At 50.1% G+C, this 18588-nt stretch carries 14 protein-coding genes and 3 pseudogenes; all 17 read left to right on the plus strand.

Annotation, left to right across the window (positions count from 1 at the left end):
* The first annotated feature begins 155 nt into the window (after nt 1-155).
* The 17 genes and pseudogenes from ECL_RS27665 (at nt 156) to ECL_RS07710 (ending at nt 18552) form a co-directional block, all read left to right on the plus strand.
* On the plus strand, nt 156-1001 hold the full coding sequence (locus tag ECL_RS27665; RefSeq protein WP_013096195.1) for an immunity protein Tsi6 family protein: 846 nt from the start codon (nt 156-158) through the stop codon (nt 999-1001).
* 50 nt (nt 1002-1051) lie between these two features.
* The gene (locus ECL_RS07640; protein ID WP_013096196.1) at nt 1052-1399 is read left to right on the plus strand and encodes an immunity protein Tsi6 family protein; all 348 of its coding nucleotides are present in this window, start codon (nt 1052-1054) and stop codon (nt 1397-1399) included.
* Between the two features lie 96 nt (nt 1400-1495).
* The gene (locus tag ECL_RS07645; RefSeq protein WP_013096197.1) at nt 1496-3424 is read left to right on the plus strand and encodes a type VI secretion system Vgr family protein; all 1929 of its coding nucleotides are present in this window, start codon (nt 1496-1498) and stop codon (nt 3422-3424) included.
* Nucleotides 3425-3473: 49 nt separating this feature from the next.
* A complete protein-coding gene (locus tag ECL_RS07650; RefSeq protein WP_082208141.1) occupies nt 3474-3917 on the plus strand; it encodes an ADP-ribosylglycohydrolase family protein in 444 nt (147 codons plus the stop codon).
* A 1-nt stretch (nt 3918) separates the two neighbouring features.
* On the plus strand, nt 3919-4887 hold the full coding sequence (locus tag ECL_RS07655; RefSeq protein WP_013087110.1) for an IS5-like element IS903B family transposase: 969 nt from the start codon (nt 3919-3921) through the stop codon (nt 4885-4887).
* A 60-nt stretch (nt 4888-4947) separates the two neighbouring features.
* Nucleotides 4948-5640 (plus strand): annotated as a pseudogene (locus ECL_RS07660) (ADP-ribosylglycohydrolase family protein); the annotation flags it as partial.
* Between the two features lie 145 nt (nt 5641-5785).
* Complete coding sequence (locus ECL_RS07665; protein WP_235123302.1) at nt 5786-6232, plus strand: hypothetical protein; 447 nt, start codon at nt 5786-5788, stop codon at nt 6230-6232.
* Between the two features lie 229 nt (nt 6233-6461).
* Nucleotides 6462-8383 (plus strand): annotated as a pseudogene (locus ECL_RS07670) (type VI secretion system Vgr family protein).
* 10 nt (nt 8384-8393) lie between these two features.
* Nucleotides 8394-8876, plus strand: coding sequence for a hypothetical protein (locus ECL_RS07675; RefSeq protein WP_013096201.1), 483 nt, complete (start codon nt 8394-8396; stop codon nt 8874-8876).
* A 115-nt stretch (nt 8877-8991) separates the two neighbouring features.
* Nucleotides 8992-9432 carry a hypothetical protein gene (locus ECL_RS07680; protein ID WP_225368447.1) on the plus strand — a complete coding sequence of 147 codons (441 nt, stop codon included), beginning with the start codon at nt 8992-8994 and terminating at the stop codon, nt 9430-9432.
* 3 nt (nt 9433-9435) lie between these two features.
* Nucleotides 9436-10512 carry a hypothetical protein gene (locus ECL_RS07685; protein WP_013096203.1) on the plus strand — a complete coding sequence of 359 codons (1077 nt, stop codon included), beginning with the start codon at nt 9436-9438 and terminating at the stop codon, nt 10510-10512.
* A 75-nt stretch (nt 10513-10587) separates the two neighbouring features.
* Nucleotides 10588-11028: a DcrB-related protein gene (locus tag ECL_RS07690; RefSeq protein WP_044158315.1), complete on the plus strand. Its 441-nt coding sequence runs from the start codon at nt 10588-10590 to the stop codon at nt 11026-11028.
* A gap of 3 nt (nt 11029-11031) precedes the next feature.
* A complete protein-coding gene (locus ECL_RS07695) occupies nt 11032-15420 on the plus strand; it encodes an RHS repeat-associated core domain-containing protein (RefSeq protein WP_013096205.1) in 4389 nt (1462 codons plus the stop codon).
* Nucleotides 15420-16418 carry a hypothetical protein gene (locus ECL_RS07700; RefSeq protein WP_013096206.1) on the plus strand — a complete coding sequence of 333 codons (999 nt, stop codon included), beginning with the start codon at nt 15420-15422 and terminating at the stop codon, nt 16416-16418. The genes ECL_RS07695 and ECL_RS07700 overlap by 1 nt, the downstream gene beginning before the upstream one ends.
* A 712-nt stretch (nt 16419-17130) precedes the next feature.
* Entirely contained in the window at nt 17131-17613 is a 483-nt protein-coding gene (gene comJ, locus ECL_RS07705; protein ID WP_044158313.1) for a competence protein ComJ, read from the plus strand.
* 94 nt (nt 17614-17707) lie between these two features.
* Nucleotides 17708-17948: pseudogene (locus ECL_RS27955) on the plus strand (RHS repeat domain-containing protein); the annotation flags it as partial.
* A gap of 160 nt (nt 17949-18108) precedes the next feature.
* A complete protein-coding gene (locus ECL_RS07710) occupies nt 18109-18552 on the plus strand; it encodes a DUF6386 family protein (RefSeq protein WP_044158311.1) in 444 nt (147 codons plus the stop codon).
* Nucleotides 18553-18588 lie beyond the last annotated feature (36 nt).

Here is an 18588-nt window from a genome sequence, read left to right on the forward strand (position 1 = left end):
AAAATTGTAATTCCTGGATTATTTCAATGATTCTCAGTTTACGCTGGTTAAGGCTCTGAGCGTGGCGAGTTAATGAATACGCTTTATGATAAAAAAACACAACCGCGTCTACAGAGTGGTAAGTGGCCACCCGAATCGATTAAATGAGGGCTTGAGTGAATATAACTGCAAAAAATAAAATATTCTATTTCTGGGGCATTATGGATGTCATCGGCATTGTGTTTTATTTTGTCGGCCCATACCACTTGCTTCAGTCATGGTGGGATTCTACCGGTGGGAATTTTGGTGTCATCATCTTCATGCTGATAGCAGGAGGGGTAAACGGTTTATTGACGGGTCTTTTTTACCTCGTATACCTTCTGTGGCCGGTTTCATTACTCTTTTCTGCCTGGTTTTTTTTCACAGCTCATCGATATGCCGTCCGGTTTGCTCTGGCGCAGGAAGTGCTACGCCTGCTCACCATGAGTTGTTCGGTGACCTTGTTCCCGATGATTATTGTCGGTCTCGGAATGAGTGTTATATCTCTTAATATCACGCTGTTCATTTTGTCTGAAATAGTAAAAATTGGCTCGCTCATATTTGTCATGAAAAAATGGGATGCGGGTGATGGGGCAAACAAATTTTTACCGTTAACTGAACGGGACTATATCGAAAGAGCCCTCAGACTGGCGCAAAAAAGATATGCGGAAATTAATGGCAAGTACCCCAGGGAGCCAATTTTACATATGTATGATGAGATTGTGCAGCAGTTACGCATTCTGAAAAAGATTGTGATCAAAAACAAAGCTGACAAATCCGTATTAAAGAGAATGACTTTTGGCATTTATGCGGTCAGAGAATTTGAAAACTCAGATGAGCTCTTTTTCGAGAGACTGACGGAAGCATGGTATATCGCAGATCAACGTCTCCGTGGCGTTAAAGTGAAATTACCGCATGAAGTGGATCCTGACTATGTTCAGAAACAATGCGTACTGGCGGAAAAATACCCTGACGAGTTTTGAGAGTTATGGATGTCATTTTGTCAATCTGGTACGGAAGTTAAAGGATAGGCATGAATAAACAAAGTTATACAGCGATGGATTATATTGAAAATGCCCTCGGCGTTATCCAGGAGCGAAAGTCAATTCATCCTTCTTTTTCTTTGTATAACATGGCTGGAAAACAAGTGGCGTATGTCAGGGATATCCTGACAGGAAAGAATAAAGATAAAAGTAAACTCCATACGTTAAATCTTGGCGCTATGGCTGCAAAAGAATTTGAAACTACCGATGAAGAGCTTGCCCGGCATCTGTCAAATGTAAACTACATCGCTTCGCAGATGGCACAAGGGTTAAAAGTTATTCTTCCTCATGAGCAGGATAATGAATATCTAAAAAGGCAAAAGCGGTATCGAAATTAAGCAGACGGTGACTTGTGCATATCCCAAAACGTCTTGTCAATAATCTCGTCTTTGTTGATACATTTATTTAGCATAAAACATTACGGAATAACGATTATGCTCAACCGAATTACCGTTCAGCTCCCCGTCGAGGGGCTGCTTTTCTGGAAACTCTCCGGCCGCGAGGCGATGTCCGAGTCGTTCGCCCTGACGCTGACCCTGCTCGGCACGGATGCGCGTATCGACCGCAGCAAACTGCTGGGCCAGCCGGTCACGGTGACCATCCCCACCCAGAACCTGCTTACCCCGCGCTACATCAACGGTAAAGTCACGCGCGTGGCGGTGAGCGCCGTTGAGCTGACGGGCACACGCTATGCGGTGTATCAGCTGACGGTGGAGCCGGACCTGTGGCCGATGAAGCGCGACCGTAACCTGCGTATCTTCCAGGGGCAGACGGTGCCGCAGATTGTGAAAACCCTGCTGGGCGAGCATCAGGTCAACGTGGAAGATAAGCTCACCGGCAGCTACCGGGTGTGGGACTACTGTGTCCAGTATCAGGAGTCGAGCCTGGACTTCATCAGCCGCCTGATGGAGCTGGAGGGGATAGCGTATTACTTCAGCCACGAGGCCGACAAACACACCCTGGTGCTCACCGATGCCGCCACGCAGCATCAGCCGTTCAGCGGCTACGAGGTCATCCCCTATCACCAGACGCCGTCCGGCGGCAGCACGGACGAAGAGGGTATCAGCCAGTGGGCGCTGGAGGACAGCGTGACGCCGGGCATTTACAGCCTCGACGACTACGACTTCCGCAAGCCGAACGCGTGGCTGTTCCAGGCGCAGCAGAACCCGGCCTCGCCGAAGCCAGGCAGCATTGACGTGTACGACTGGCCGGGGCGCTTTGTGGAGACCGGGCATGCGGAGTTCTACGCCCGCATTCGTCAGGAGCGCTGGCAGGTGGAGCATCAGCAGATTCAGGCCACGGCCACGGCGGCGGGTATTGCGCCGGGCCACACCTTCACCCTGACCAACGCACCGTTCTTCAGCGATAACGGTGACTATCTGGTGACGGCGGCCGGGTATCATCTGGAAGAGAACCGCTATGCCAGCGGCGAAGGGGAGACCATCCACCGCATCGATTTCACGGTTATCCCGGCGTCGGTGTCGTTCCGTCCGGCGCAGTCCACGGCGTGGCCGCGTACCTACGGCCCGCAGACGGCGAAGGTTGTCGGGCCCCAGGGAGAGAGCATCTGGACGGACAAATATGGCCGCGTGAAGGTGAAATTCCACTGGGACCGTCTGGCAAAAGGGGACGACACCAGCTCCTGCTGGGTGCGCGTGTCGAGCGCCTGGGCGGGCCAGGGCTACGGTGGGGTGCAGATCCCGCGCGTGGGCGATGAGGTGGTGGTGGACTTTATCAACGGTGACCCGGACCGTCCTATTATCACCGGGCGCGTGTACAACGATGCCAGCATGCCACCGTGGGCGCTGCCGGCGGCGGCGACGCAGATGGGCTTTATGAGCCGCACGAAAGATGGCTCCGTGGATAACGCCAACGCCCTGCGGTTTGAGGACAAGGCGGGTGCGGAACAGGTGTGGCTCCAGGCCGAGCGCAATCTCGATATCAACGTCAAAAATGATGAATCGCATGCCACGGAAAAAAATCGAACCCAATATGTGGGAGAGGATGAAACCTTACGGGTGGCAAAAAATCAGAAGGCAGGGGTTAAAGGGGATGTGGTCTGCCTGACGGGCAACAGCCGCAGCGATAAAGTTGTTAATGACTTTATTATTTCAGCGGGCAATACGTTGAGGCTGGAGTGTGGTGAAAGCGCTATCGAATTATCAAAAGACGGGAGCGTGAATATCATTGGCAATAACTTTAACTTTACCGCAAAACAGAGTGCGCAAATAAACACGCTTTCCGGGGAATTGCATCTTAACCCTGCTGATGGCAGCAATGCCATCGATGCGCCAGGGGCATCTCACCAGACAGCAATCCAGCAGGAAGTGGATGGTTTTTTTGTTTTCAATGCTAATAAGTAAACGTAATTAGAAACATAAAAATCGGTTAGCTAGCGCGAAAGGAATTCCCATGATCGATCTACATTCTGATTTGAATACGATATTGAAATACGTCGATAAGTATCGTAATTACTTACCCGCTAGCGATCCTGTTACCCAGCAGAGGATGCAATATAATTATGATAATAAACCATTAGACTCATGCTCGAGCAGTTATGCACAAAAAAGATGGGACTCGACACCGTCTTGTCATATTCCATCCGAACAATCAAGGGATCGTGCAATAGGTGCGCTTATTGGTCTTGCTGTTGGAGATGCTGTTGGTACTACGCTCGAGTTTTTACCTCGTGACACTGCTCATGTAAATGATATGGAAGGCGGTGGGCCATTTCGACTTCACGCAGGTGAATGGACGGATGATACATCCATGGCATTATGTCTTGCTGAAACGCTTCTTGAAAAAGGTGATGCAGATACAACCTGGGCTTTGTTGAATAAATCGAACTTTTGCTGAGTTGAAGGATCAGATCACGTATCTTCCCGACAACGCAGACCGTTCCGTGGCAAAGCAAAAGTTCAAAATCACCAACTGGCCCACCTACAATAAAGCCCTCATCAACCGTGGCTCCATAACTTTCTGGCTGGATGATGAAGCTATTCAGGCCTGGTATGAGTCAGCAACACCTTCTTCACGAGGCAGACCTCAGCGCTATTCTGACCTTGCCATCACTACTGTGCTGGTCATTAAACGCGTATTCAGGCTGACCCTGCGGGCTGCGCAGGGCTTTATTGATTCCATTTTTTCTCTGATGAACGTTCCGCTACGCTGCCCGGATTACAGCTGTGTCAGCAGGCGGGCAAAGTCGGTTAATGTCAGTTTCAAAACGCCCACCCGGGGTGAAATCGCACACCTGGTAATTGATTCCACCGGGCTGAAGGTCTTCGGTGAAGGCGAGTGGAAAGTCAAAAAGCATGGCCAGGAACGCCGCCGTATCTGGCGTAAGCTGCATCTCGCCGTTGACAGTAAAACACATGAAATCATCTGCGCTGACCTGTCGCTGAACAACGTTACGGACTCAGAGGCCTTCCCCGGGTTAATCCGGCAAACCCACCGGAAAATCAGGTCAGCCGCCGCCGATGGCGCTTACGATACCCGGCTATGTCACGATGAACTGCGGCGTAAGAAAATCAGCGCGCTTATCCCTCCCCGAAAAGGTGCGGGTTACTGGCCCGGTGAATATGCAGACCGTAACCGTGCAGTGGCTAATCAGCGAATGACCGGGAGTAATGCGCGGTGGAAATGGACAACAGATTACAACCGTCGCTCGATAGCGGAAACGGCGATGTACCGGGTAAAACAGCTGTTCGGGGGTTCACTGACGCTGCGTGACTACGATGGTCAGGTTGCGGAGGCTATGGCCCTGGTACGAGCGCTGAACAAAATGACGAAAGCAGGTATACCTGAAAGCGTGCGTATTGCCTGAAAACACAACCCGCTACGGGGGAGACTTACCCGAAATCTGATTTATTCAACAAAGCCTACAACCTGCTTCCGGAGTAAACTTCTGGATTGGTATCAGCATGGTTATAATAGTTCTAATGGTGTTTGCTTTGATATAGGCAATATGACGCGTTATGCTTTGGAGCAATATTCAAAGTTTGGAGCGGGCTGGAACGCTAATACTGCACCCGAAGCTGCAGGCAATGCTTCTATTATTAGACTGGCGCCGGTCTCAATTTTTTTTAGAAATTCAATAAAAAAAGCATTCTACGAAGCTAAAAAACAGAGTATTGCTACACATGGTGCCGCGGAATCAATAAATAGTGCACAGTATTTAAGCTATTTACTCGTACTTATGATTAACGGTCGCAACAAAGAGTTTACTTTTGCACCACACATCCTGCCGCTACAGCCGCGTGTCATGATCGTCAACGCCGGTGAGTATAAGCAAAAAACACGCGACCAGATACGTTCAAGTGGTTATGTTATCGACACACTTGAGGCCGCAATGTGGTCCGTATGGAATACTGATAATTTCCGTGATGCCATTCTACTGGCGGCCAATCTTGCCGATGATGCGGATAGCGTTGCGGCGACGGCGGGACAAATAGCAGGCGCGTTGTATGGTTATTCCGGTATTCCGCTGGAGTGGAGAAACAAACTTGTACAACACGAACGTATCACAAAAATTGCAGGTGAATTGTTTGAAAGGGCACCTGAAGGTATTTTCGTATAATAACTTATTTTTTTATCCTCCCTTATTTGTATTATCCTTTCTGTTTTTTGGATTGTCTGGATGAAAACTGATGAAACTAATATAACCCTTGCTTTGGCAGAAAATAGGGCGGAGAGATTAATGTGTATAAATAAGGGATGTTACGATGCATTGGTTCTTCTTTATTCTCTTTATGATTTGGACGCTAGCACTCGTCTGGAATGGAAAGGATTTGTATAATAAAAAACAGTGGATCCTGACAGGGGGGATGTTCGTCCTGGTGTTACTGGTGACTGTCGTTATTGGTTTTTTGTTGAAATGGCTTGCCCAGTCAATTTCATTATTTTCCCTTGCTACGGCCAAACAATATTCGATTATGTTTTCTATGTCTTTTCTGTGCGTATGGGGGTTAAAGTTAACTGTAGTGTTGCTATGCACGATTTTTTCCGGGATAACGAAGGGGCATAAAAGGTACAACGCGGAGAATTATGAAGAAATGTTGTCTGTGACGCGTGCCGTCTCTCCAGGATTAGTTATTGTTGCTAAAACCATAATTTCACTGGGAGGTTTCCTTATGTTTCGGGTTTATGGCTTAAGTAAGCACGATGATTGAGATGATATAATTCGTACCAACCTTTCCCCTTTTCGTTTTGAAAAAAAGTGACCTCACGGTATTCATATAGAACCATTCAAATAAAGCCGCTGAAAATGTGGTTTTATTTTTGCGGCAAGGAAAGTCAATCTTACAGCTACTCATTATCGCATCAACAGCGTTTCCGCATTGCGTACTGACGATGAGTTAACGTCTGGCACTGAGATTAGCCCATAGTGGAATAACGATTATGCTCAACCGAATTACCGTTCAGCTCCCCGTCGAGGGGCTGCTTTTCTGGAAACTCTCCGGCCGCGAGGCGATGTCCGAGTCGTTCGCCCTGACGCTGACCCTGCTCGGCACGGATGCGCGTATCGACCGCAGCAAACTGCTGGGCCAGCCGGTCACGGTGACCATCCCCACCCAGAACCTGCTTACCCCGCGCTACATCAACGGTAAAGTCACGCGCGTGGCGGTGAGCGCCGTTGAGCTGACGGGCACACGCTATGCGGTGTATCAGCTGACGGTGGAGCCGGACCTGTGGCCGATGAAGCGCGACCGTAACCTGCGTATCTTCCAGGGGCAGACGGTGCCGCAGATTGTGAAAACCCTGCTGGGCGAGCATCAGGTCAACGTGGAAGATAAGCTCACCGGCAGCTACCGGGTGTGGGACTACTGTGTCCAGTATCAGGAGTCGAGCCTGGACTTCATCAGCCGCCTGATGGAGCTGGAGGGGATAGCGTATTACTTCAGCCACGAGGCCGACAAACACACCCTGGTGCTCACCGATGCCGCCACGCAGCATCAGCCGTTCAGCGGCTACGAGGTCATCCCCTATCACCAGACGCCGTCCGGCGGCAGCACGGACGAAGAGGGTATCAGCCAGTGGGCGCTGGAGGACAGCGTGACGCCGGGCATTTACAGCCTCGACGACTACGACTTCCGCAAGCCGAACGCGTGGCTGTTCCAGGCGCAGCAGAACCCGGCCTCGCCGAAGCCAGGCAGCATTGACGTGTACGACTGGCCGGGGCGCTTTGTGGAGACCGGGCATGCGGAGTTCTACGCCCGCATTCGTCAGGAGCGCTGGCAGGTGGAGCATCAGCAGATTCAGGCCACGGCCACGGCGGCGGGTATTGCGCCGGGCCACACCTTCACCCTGACCAACGCACCGTTCTTCAGCGATAACGGTGACTATCTGGTGACGGCGGCCGGGTATCATCTGGAAGAGAACCGCTACGCGAGCGGCGAAGGGGAGACCATCCACCGCATCGATTTCACGGTTATCCCGGCGTCGGTGTCGTTCCGTCCGGCGCAGTCCACGGCGTGGCCGCGTACCTACGGCCCGCAGACGGCGAAGGTTGTCGGGCCGCAGGGGGAGAGCATCTGGACGGACAAATATGGCCGCGTGAAGGTGAAATTCCACTGGGACCGTCTGGCAAAAGGGGACGACACAAGCTCCTGCTGGGTGCGTGTGTCGAGCGCATGGGCAGGCCAGGGTTACGGCGGGGTGCAGATCCCGCGCGTGGGCGATGAGGTGGTGGTGGACTTTATCAACGGTGACCCGGACCGTCCGATTATTACCGGGCGCGTGTACAACGATGCCAGCATGCCACCGTGGGCGCTGCCGGCAGCGGCGACGCAGATGGGCTTTATGAGCCGCACGAAAGACGGTTCCGTGGATAACGCCAACGCCCTGCGGTTTGAGGACAAGGCGGGTGCGGAGCAGGTGTGGATCCAGGCCGAGCGAAATATGGATACCAGCATCAAGAATGACGAAACGCACAGCGTCGGCGGCGAGCGTAGCCATTACGTAAAGAAAACGAACTGCATCGCGTGGAAGCGAATCAGATCCAGGCGGTAAAAGGCGGAACCGAGATCCTGACCGGCAAAGGAAAGCTGGATGCGGCGGTGGAGCAGTATGTCCTTGCCTCCGGCACCAAACTGCGGCTGGTGTCAGGTGAAAGTGCGATTGAACTTAACGCTAACGGCAAAATTAGCCTGATCGGTAAAGAGTTTAACTTCTTCGTTGAAGGGGATGGTCACATCACCACGGGCGGTAAGCTGCATCTCAATACGTCAGGCGCTAAGCCAGGCACAACGGCGCCGGGCGCGGGGCACAAAGGAGACATTGATGCGGCGGTTCAGGCGAAATTCACGACCAAGGGTGATTAAGGCTGGAGCGGTGCTTGTCGCGTTATTCGCGATGGGCATGCCAGAAGGACACGCAACGAAAAAAGATCTCTGGATGTTCATTGCAGAGATGAGTGTTTCACTTAGAACGCTATCCAACACCAGTGTTAATGATCTGCCGTTGCAGTTTACGCTGACGAAAGATAATGAATACATTCACTTCTATCATGCCGATGATGTCAGGCTGGCAGAGGATATGCGCATTACCGGGATTGATTTACGGGTAAGCAAAGAGCGCGACGGCATGGCACCGTTACTGAGTTTTTCCCCGTCAGGTCAGTGCATCACACTCGATGCCGTTAAAAAGCATTATCCGGAGCTGGTGTTAACGGATTATCCCCGAGGCCGCTCCGGAAATGAAGTGACCAGCTATACCGCGCCAGAAAATATGAATGGACAAAAGGTTAGTTTCAGTTTCTCCGTAAATAAACCTGATTGTCTGGACTCGGTTGTCATTAGCGCGGGCAGTGATTAACGTGAAAAATTACATTTTAATATTTCTTCGTTTTACCGCGATATTTTCCGCTCTGAACTGCTATGGGGTGTATGCACATAATATGCCGCCGGTTTTAGTAAACCAGGATTTTACTGTGCAGATGGAAGATGAGACTGTCACATTGGGCGAAAGATGGACAGATGACGTTGCGCGTAAAATTGAGGTGCCGATAGAAGGTTATTTTGTCGGTGAGGTTCCTTTTGACGGAACCCACTATAAATTCTACCAGCATCAAAAGACGGGGCTTGACATTTATGTTTCCAATCTCTGGTGGGATAAGGTCGAACGCAATGTTGACGATTATATCGTATCGCAAATTACCCTTACCGCCGGAGAGGGCAAAACACCGCGCGGTATTCATGTAGGGTCAACAGCCAGGGAACTCAGTAATGCATATGGCAAGGGGCAGATGGAAAATGATGCCGGGGAACAATGGTGTTTTTATCAGTTGGGTAACAAGCTTCTCTCGTTCGGGATTAAAGACAGCAAGGTTGTGACAATAACAATGAATTACGATAATGGCGCCCAAGAGTAATTTATGGCCAGGAAAAATTTAGCATGCGCATTGTTCACCGCGCTATTACTGGGCTCAGTTGAAACTTCAGCCGCGCTTGATCTATCGCAATACAATAGGCTCGATACCGTAGGCCACATCGTTAACGACAGCGAAGTGAATGAGACGCTCAGGAAGACGCTGGGCAGCGATTACGAGACGTTTATTAGCAATTTTGATGTCTTTGGCGAACCCCATTCAACCTCAGGCGGAGGCCTGTTTGTTGAAGGCTGGCTTAACGATCTTTATCTGGAGAATGCGTCAGCTTTGGTCGTTGAACCTGACGGCAAAATCTATACGGCCTGGGTCGTTCCTGAGTCAGACGTTATTCATTATCAGTCATCTGATCATAGTCAGGTGGTGAATGCTGATATTCAGCAATGGGCTGCCAGATTCAAAGCGATGCATTTTGCAACGAACAGCCAGGCAAAATTAACGTTTGACGGGGTGTGGGCAGGCACGTTCAGCACTGACTCGACGCTAACCCTGCGTTTAACGGAATCAGGCGACCGTATCTCCGGGTCATATTGCTATATCTCTCAGAGAGGAAACCGCATCGATTGTCCCGCAGAGGATGAACACAATCTAAGCGGTGCTATCACGGGCAATCGTGCGAACGTTAAGTTCGACTCCTCGTTTGGCGGTGTGGATGGACGAGCAGTTCTGGAAATTAACGGAAGCAAAATGACGTGGCGTTTAGTAACGCCTCCTCAAAAAGGCCGTTATTATGCTCCGCTGCGTTATACGTTAAATAAAGCGGCTCCCGTTCATAACGTTGAAACCAGAAAGCTGGATACCGATAAGTTCACTATTTTTCTGGTAAATAACTGCGGGCGTTTCGAGCGTGAGTGTGGCCAGATGGATTATCTTGGCGTTCGCAAAAGTGATAACAGTACGATCTCCTTAAAGGGGAAAACGCTTCAGGATCCCACAGGTAAAATAACCGGCTCAACCTATAAGAATGGGGACGTTACCTATACCGTGACCTATGCACCACTGAAACTGGTTGTCAGCAAAGGCGGCCATATTTTGGTTGAGCAGTCGGGCCACTGGCTTGAATAACGAAACAGCCGTTCAAAAGGCCAAATCAAACCGGACACTTTATTTCTTTCAATATTAATCATCCCGAGTCCACCTATGAAATACACCCTCCAGGAAGGTTCGTTTTCCCTTTTTCCTGCTGCCTGGCAGGATAACACGATGAACATCATTCGCGATGACGAAAGCGGGCTGTCTGTGGTTGTCAGTCGCGGGGTTATCCCGGATGGCAGCGATCATGAGAAAGAGTTCCACCGCCAGTGGGAGCTGCTGCGCCCACAGATGGGGGAGATCGTCCAGAGTGAATTTCAGCGCGTAAAAGCCGGTCCTGACGGAAAAATCAACGGTCTGGCAGTTGAAACCTCGTTTGACCGTAACGGCCAGCGCCTGTGGCAAAAACAGCTGGCGGTGCAGACCCCGGGTAAACCGGTCCTGATGATTTTTACTCTCTCGGCACTCAGAGCATTCAATGAAGAAGACGAGGCGCGCTGGAGCGCGCTTAAGCAAAGTTTGACGCTTAACGACAACCGGAATGTGTAAGGCATGAGCGATAACAACGCGGCCCGCAAGGGTGACGAGATTATTCACTCCAGCATTTTCGCGGATATCACCAGCATTGTGGCGGAAGGTGCCGCCTACGCGGTGATCGGCGCGGCGGTAGGGCTGGCAGCAACTGCCGCCGCACCACTGCTGGGGGCCGGGGCAGCCGCTGCGGGCGTGGCGGCGATTGGATCCAGCTGCCTGTTAAGCGGGATCGTTGGCGGCGTACTGGCTAACCTGGCGGGTGTTACTGACGATATCAGTAATATCGCGGAGGGACTGGGTGATGCGCTGTTCCCGCCGTCTCCCGCAGGTAAAATCACCACCGGCTCCAGCAACGTGCTCACCAATAGCCTTCCCGCTGCACGCGCGGCCGGAACGCTGACCCCCGCAGATACGCCACCCCCAGAGCCACAGTCACCGGGTAGTTTTGCCGATTACGCCGGCATGTTGCTCTCTGCTGCCGGACAGTTCGGCAGCGAAATGTGGCAGCCGAGCGTGGCCTCCGCTGCGGCCGGTACATCGCCGCTGGAAGAGGATAAGGTCGCGTGTGAAAAACACTCCGGACCACAGTATCTGGCGGAAGGCTCTAAAAGCGTCTTTATCAATGGACAACCGGCAGTACGTGCCAAAGATCGCACCACCTGCGAAGGCACCGTTTCCGATGACGTTTCCCCGAATGTGATCATCGGCGGCGAGACGCTGACGGTTCGCGATATCAAGAGCGGCAAAACGCCGGGGCTGGCACTGGGGATGATTGCGCTCTCCCTGCTGCGCGGCCGTCCGGGCAAGATTTTAAAAAACATGCCCTGTGCCCTGGCAGCAGCCGGGGGCGGGATGCTGGCCGATATGGCCGTCAATGCCGTATTTGGTTCCTCGCACCCGGTTCATGCCGCCACCGGCGTGAAGGTGCTGAATGACGATGATGAGCTCGATTTCTCGCTGCCCGGGCGTTTTCCGCTTCGCTGGCAGCGCAGTTATAACAGCCTGACCACCCGCGAAGGGTTGTTTGGCCTGGGCTGGGCAACAACCTTTGACAGTTATCTGACGCTTGAAGAGAACAATGCCACCTGGTTCGACGAAACCGGGCGTGAGCTGAGCTTTGAACTGCCACCCGTCGACCACGCATTCTACAGCATCAGCGAGGGTATCATCATCCGCCGCAACGAGAGCGGTGATGTGGCGATAGCCGATGATGACGGCGCGGTGTGGCGCCTGTATAAACCGACACGCGTGAATCCATCCGTTCTGCGTCTGGCCTCCCTTAGCGACGAATACGGCAACGCACTGCTGACGGAGTGGGATGAGCACGGCAGGCTGGTCGGTTTGCACGATGAGCCGCGGGCAATAGACGTCTCCCTGCTCTATGAGGACGAACGGTTCCCACAGCGCGTAACCGCTGCCAGCCATTTTGACGGCAGCCGTAGCTGGCCGCTGATGCAATGGGGTTACGATGCGCGTGGCCAGCTGGCGAGCGCGACGGATGCCTCTGGTGTAGTCACCCGCGAATACCGCTATAACGACCATGGCCTGATGGTCTGGCATCGTCTGCCGGGCGGGCTGGAAAGTGAATACCGCTGGAAAAAATTTGACCACTGGCGCGTGGTTGAAAACCGCACCAGTACCGGGGATGGCTGTCGCTTCACCTACGATCTTGACGCCGGGTTGACCACCGTCGAACACTACGACGGTCAGAAACGTCAGCACTACTGGAACGCGCAAAATCTGATCGTCCGCTACGTTGACGAGCGCGGCGAGAACTGGTGCTACACGTGGGATGAGAACGAGCTCCTCACGCAACGCATTGATCCGCTCGGGAACACCGTCACCTTCGTTTACGACGAGATGGGCAACCGGGTGCAGGAGATCGACCCTGACGGCAATGCCCGCACCACGACCTGGCTTGAACACCGCGCGCTACCGACGGCCATCATTGAAGCCGACGGCAGCGCTACCCGGTTCTGGTACGACGAACATCACGGCCTGAACCGCGTGGTGGACCCAATGGGGCAGACCACGCTGCTGCGCCGGGATGAGTTTGGTCAGGTCGTTGAAGAGGTGGATGCCGCCGGAAACAGCCGCCATCATGAGTACAACGAAGCAGGACAAGTGGTGCGTGCGACAGACTGCTCTGGCCACACCACCCGCTACCAATATCATCCGCTGGGCTGGTTGATGACCGAGACGGGCGCCGACGGCGAAGAGACGCGTTATCGCTACGACGCTGCCGGGCGCCCGGTACAGCTCGATCGCCCGGAAGGCTGGACAGAGTCGCTAAAATGGAACAAACGTGGCCTGCCGGTGAAGCATGCTGGCGCCGACGGGAAAGAAAGCGAGTTCAGATACGATGAGGCCGGACGCTTAACCGCCACGCGTAATACCCAGGGTGAAGAGGTCCGCCGCCGCTGGGACAGCAGAGGGCGTCTGATTGCCCTTGAAAATGAAAACGGCGAAGCGTATCAGTTCCGCTGGGGGCCTGACTCGCTCTTGCTGGAGGAGGTGGGGCTCGATGGTGTGGCCTCGCAGTATCGCTACGACGCCTGTGGGCGCACGATAGCGCGTACCTTTGCTGCCGGTCATCCGGAGGCCATCACCCACGCCTTTGCCTGGAGCGCGAGCGGGCAACTGGTCGCCCGCACTACGCCGGAAGGGCAGACCCGCTACCACTACACCCCGTCAGGGCTGCTGACCCGGATTGGGCTGCACCCGGCGCTTTCAGCCGACGCGTGGAGTACCGAGGCTGAGCAGGAGCTTTCCTTTGAGTATGACGCACTTGGTCGCGTGACCCGCGAAGCGGGCGAGCACGGTGAGCTGGCATGGCAGTATGATGCCCTTGGCAACCGCACCTCCGTTACGCTGCCGGATGGCCGCGAACTCAAACAGTTCTACTACGGCAGCGGGCATCTGCTCAGCATTGCCCTTGATAAGTTGTCGGTATCCGACTTTACCCGCGACGAACTCCACCGGGAGACCAGCCGCACGCAGGGGCTGCTCACCACCCGCAGCGAATACGACCGTTTAGGCCGCCTGCATCGCCGGGACGTCTTCACCGGCAACGCCCAGCGCCCGTCACCTCGCCGCTGGTCCCGCCGCTGGGATTATGACTACCGCAATAACCTGGTGCGGGAAGAACGGGATGATAATCCGTTCAGCTGGTACCGCTGGCAGTACGACAGCGCCGGGCGCCTGCTCGTTCAGGACGGCACGCTGCCCGGGCAGGAGCAGTGGCGCTGGGATGCGGCCGGTAACCCGCTCGACGGATCTGCTGAAAAGATCACGCACAACCGTCTGACGCAGCTGAACGGCATTCGCTGGCGTTATGACATCCACGGCCGCACCGTGGAGAAGGATAACGGCCAGACCCGCTGGCACTATCGGTACGACGGTGAACACCGCCTGACAGAAGTGATCAGCCAGCCGCGGGATCGTAACAGGCCGCAGACGCAGGTCAGCTTCCGTTACGATCCGCTTGGACGCCGCATCAGCAAAACGCGCCAGCAGATGCTGGGCGGACAGGCAACCGGTAAGCCCATCACCACCCGGTTTGTCTGGGAAGGGTTCCGCCTGCTGCAGGAGCTGCACGGAGACGTGCCGCTGACCTATGTCTACAGCGATCAGGACAGCTACGACCCGCTGGCACGTATTGACGGCGTTGATGCTCCGGAGATTTTCTGGTTCCACTGCCAGCCGAACGGCACGCCGGAACGGATGACGGATATCGAAGGGCAGGTGCGCTGGGAAGGCGTTAACAGCGCCTGGGGCAAGCTGCTACGGGAAAGCGAGACGCAGCTATCAGGATATTCCCAGAACCTGCGGATGCAGGGGCAATACCTGGACCGTGAGACAGGGCTGCACTACAATCTGTTCCGGTATTACGACCCGGACTGCGGGCGGTTTACGCAGCAGGACCCGATAGGGCTGGCGGGAGGGATAAATCTTTACCAGTATGGTGCTAATAGTCTAACCCGAATAGACCCTCTGGGATTAAAACAAGAGGAAGTTATACGCTATATGAGTAAAGATGAAGCGATTGCATCAGCTGCTGAACGCGGTGGTAAAGGCGGATTGGTTCCTAATAATCGTGGCGATAAAGCCATATGGGTTAATCATGATAGTCGACCAGGATTTAACCCTGGTAATGAAAAGTATCGTGCAGTTATGACTGTAAATGATTCTGGGGTTGAGCTTCTTAATCAACACAGTGATATATCAAAGGTTGATTATAAAGAGACCGGCCTGAAGGATGGCGTTCTTTCAAAAAGAAATGAACCAGGAGCAAAGGGTATCGGTAAAAATATCCTGGCTCGTTTTAATGATAAAATTACCTCATTCCAGATTGAAAAGAAAGATGCTAAAGGTAATTGGAAGAAATGTGGCAAGAGGATTACTTAATGATTTTTGAAATGTTTCTACATAAAATTGAACACTTCACTAATGCGAGAGCAGAGATTGAAAGTTTTGGGAAATATATCTACATTCAGGATGAACCGGACCTTTTCCCCGTTTGTTTTAAAAAAGAAAATGGAAAGCATGCAGAATTAAGTCGTTGGCAAAATTGTTTCCCTAAAGCTACGTTACAGCGTGCATTGAATAAGTTAGACTTAAGTGATGGTGAGAAATATGCATTTGAAGTTCTCCTTTCTCGATTAGGTTATCTGTTTCAAATAGATAACCGACAGCGTATAGATAAAGATATCTTTATATTGTTTTATGTATATCAGCTCGTTTCTTTAAAAAATAACAAGAAAGATTACTCAATAAAAGCAAAAAACTACTTTTTAAAATTTTTGTGTTTTGAAATGGGTATGGATGATGACTCATATAAATTGCTTTGCATTACTAATGATGGGTTGTGTATAAATACTACTCAGCATGGTGCTGTATCAGTATTGTCATTGCTTGAGAAATTTTATGCACAATTTGAAAACAAGAAAAACCTTGAAGACATTAAGTCTATAAAGCATTATCAATCATCGGTATTGAATTTCCTATTTACTCACGATGACAGCAATTACCATCTGTTTTTTAATGATGCGAATTGCTATCTTAGCGATCCTGAAAATTTTATTAATACATATATAAAATCCAAAAAGACAATATATAAAGCTTTGGAGCAGTGTTTTGACAAGTATCAATCTACAAAGAATCTACTAATATCAAATTTCATCCTAATGAATTACTCTTATTACATTGTTAGAGGTAATTTGGCAGATCTTAAAACTTTAAAAAAATATATTTCTTCAGAAGTATTTGGAAAAATAATTTCTGCTATATTATACAGAGGTTTTTTTGTGGATGAAGAAAAAGTACTCAAGGTAGTTGGTGATGAATATAAATCTGGACTTGAAAGTGAAGATAGGAAGTTATTTAATTTAATATATTCGATTTAATATGTTAATGTTCGACCACAATTGAGGATTTTAGGGTTCAAATAATGAACCCGAAGAATAGCCCTCGATTCTCAAAGGCCAACTTATGGCCGGTTAAGAATTTTACGGTGCGCACGTTGCCAATAAAAAATGTGTATACCTCATTCAGTGCTTTAATGCATGCTTCTATTAATATTATGGATTATTTCCTTAACAAAAAACATCATATGAATTTTTATAATGCTCAATATTTGAAGATGCAAGTATCTACAACTAAAATCATTGAAAAATGAAGCAAGTTGCATCATGACAAAAATATGCCGAAGCGATAGAGCAATACCAAAGAAACTGGCAAGCTCTCTTTTAGCCAAAATTCGAAGGGAGTTTGCCAATTAGATCTCTGCGCGCATGTATAGTATTTATTTTGATCTCACCGACTACGCTGAGGCAAAGAAATGGGAAGAGACGACACTACTCATGCGTGGAACGGATATTTACCACAGCACCTTTAATCGACATCGGCATGGTCTGTTATGAATTGAGATAATTAGTTTTTTGTAAAATAATCATACACACAACATATCCTTCACAATGACTAAAAATTGTCAAATATCATCATGAATTTAACATCACGAAGCATTACTAGCTATCTTTTTTTAATAAATTAATCTTCAAGGTGAAAGTATATACATATTAACATTCATAAAAGAATTGAAAAAGAGGGTTTTGTGTAATGAGTCTTGGATATATCAATTCTGTTGATCTTCTGATCTCACATAGTCAAATATTGTTACGCTCCCGAGATTATGATGAAAAAATGAGCCAGTGGGGAAAAGGTAATGTTTCTCAAGGTGCGGTTCTTCATAACGATTATGTTATATTCGATCCATTGCCAGAGGATGCGTTTGGAGCAAACGTCAACATCAAACTAGAGAACGTTTTCAAATTGGATGAAAATGCTCAACGCTGCATTGTTGTGCCCTTTACCGTTACTGATCAACATAAACTGCAAGTCGCTTCAGCAACTGAGAAGTTTGATTTAAGCTTGGATTTAACCGATAAAATTTATTCACTCTTTTATGAGATTTGTGAAGGGGATGAAATTTACTATAATTTCACTCTTGTACCGACAAAAGAAGCAATTGCTGCGAAGTTTTTGCTGGATGATCCTTGGGGGGGAATAAAAGATCGTCCACTCAAGGAAGGTATTTTTTAAATTTAAAAAAACTAGTATTTTTTTATTTAAAACAAATCAAACGTTAAAAAAAGTTCATCACATTGATATCTTTAACAATGTAATCTTTCCCTTCCGCACGCAGGAACTGCTTACCACCCGCAGCGAGTACAACCGCCTGGTCGCCTGCATCGCCGGAACGTCTTTACCGGCAATGTCCTTTGCCGCACCGCTGGTCCCGCCGCTGGCGTTATGACATCCACGGCCACACCGTGGAGAAGGATAACGGCCAGACGCGCTGACACTATCGGTACGACCCGCGGCTCGGACGCTGCATCAGCAAAACGCGCCAGCAGATGCTGGGTGGACAGCCAACCGATTTCTGGCCCTTTAGTTTTTTGGCTGTGAGTGATGGTATTTTTATTTTATTGCAGTTTGTGATGATTAACTCATTATATAATGCTCTTAGTCAATCTGGGCATCGGATGGTGATTTTCATTGTGCCCATTATTAAAATTAACACTTTTTTATTATGCAATGACAAAAATTTTAAACATACAAACAAATACTGCAACATTAGTTATTTATGATTTGATGTCATTAAAACATAGAATTAATGATGATGCAGATTGGTGGAGTCTTTCAGAAGATGAAGTTGAAGAAATAAATAAAGGAAATGTATTATTTCTCAATCTTGGAGATGATGGTGTCTATAAAATACTTATTAAGCATGATGTTGATGAATATACCGGGTCGCTATTTTTAAAAGCACCTTCTGGAAAGGTTTTCGTTGGGGCTGGAGAGGATATCACGGGCGGAGATCTTGAGCCTGATGATTCAGATGTTATATCAGGTGAGTTTATGACTTTCGATCCTGGTAGTTACGAAGTTAAATATAAAAAGCAAGGCTCAGATGTTCTAATTTCCTTTACAAAAGCAACATTTACTGAAAACTCATTAGAAGAAGGAGTTTATCTCTGAGTTACATCCACGCCTTGGCGTGGATTTTTTCATTCA

The organism is Enterobacter cloacae subsp. cloacae ATCC 13047 (assembly GCF_000025565.1).
Taxonomy (GTDB): domain Bacteria; phylum Pseudomonadota; class Gammaproteobacteria; order Enterobacterales; family Enterobacteriaceae; genus Enterobacter; species Enterobacter cloacae.

Bases quoted from the DNA above. Each gene is read 5' to 3' on its own strand.
- ECL_RS07710 (WP_044158311.1), top strand. From the start codon at position 18,109: ATGACAAAAATTTTAAACATACAAACAAATACTGCAACATTAGTTATT.
- ECL_RS07640 (WP_013096196.1), top strand. From the start codon at position 1,052: ATGAATAAACAAAGTTATACAGCGATGGATTATATTGAAAATGCCCTC.
- ECL_RS07665 (WP_235123302.1), top strand. From the start codon at position 5,786: ATGCATTGGTTCTTCTTTATTCTCTTTATGATTTGGACGCTAGCACTC.
- comJ (WP_044158313.1), top strand. From the start codon at position 17,131: ATGAGTCTTGGATATATCAATTCTGTTGATCTTCTGATCTCACATAGT.
- ECL_RS07650 (WP_082208141.1), top strand. From the start codon at position 3,474: ATGATCGATCTACATTCTGATTTGAATACGATATTGAAATACGTCGAT.
- ECL_RS07695 (WP_013096205.1), top strand. From the start codon at position 11,032: ATGAGCGATAACAACGCGGCCCGCAAGGGTGACGAGATTATTCACTCC.
- ECL_RS07700 (WP_013096206.1), top strand. From the start codon at position 15,420: ATGATTTTTGAAATGTTTCTACATAAAATTGAACACTTCACTAATGCG.
- ECL_RS07685 (WP_013096203.1), top strand. From the start codon at position 9,436: ATGGCCAGGAAAAATTTAGCATGCGCATTGTTCACCGCGCTATTACTG.
- ECL_RS07690 (WP_044158315.1), top strand. From the start codon at position 10,588: ATGAAATACACCCTCCAGGAAGGTTCGTTTTCCCTTTTTCCTGCTGCC.
- ECL_RS07645 (WP_013096197.1), top strand. From the start codon at position 1,496: ATGCTCAACCGAATTACCGTTCAGCTCCCCGTCGAGGGGCTGCTTTTC.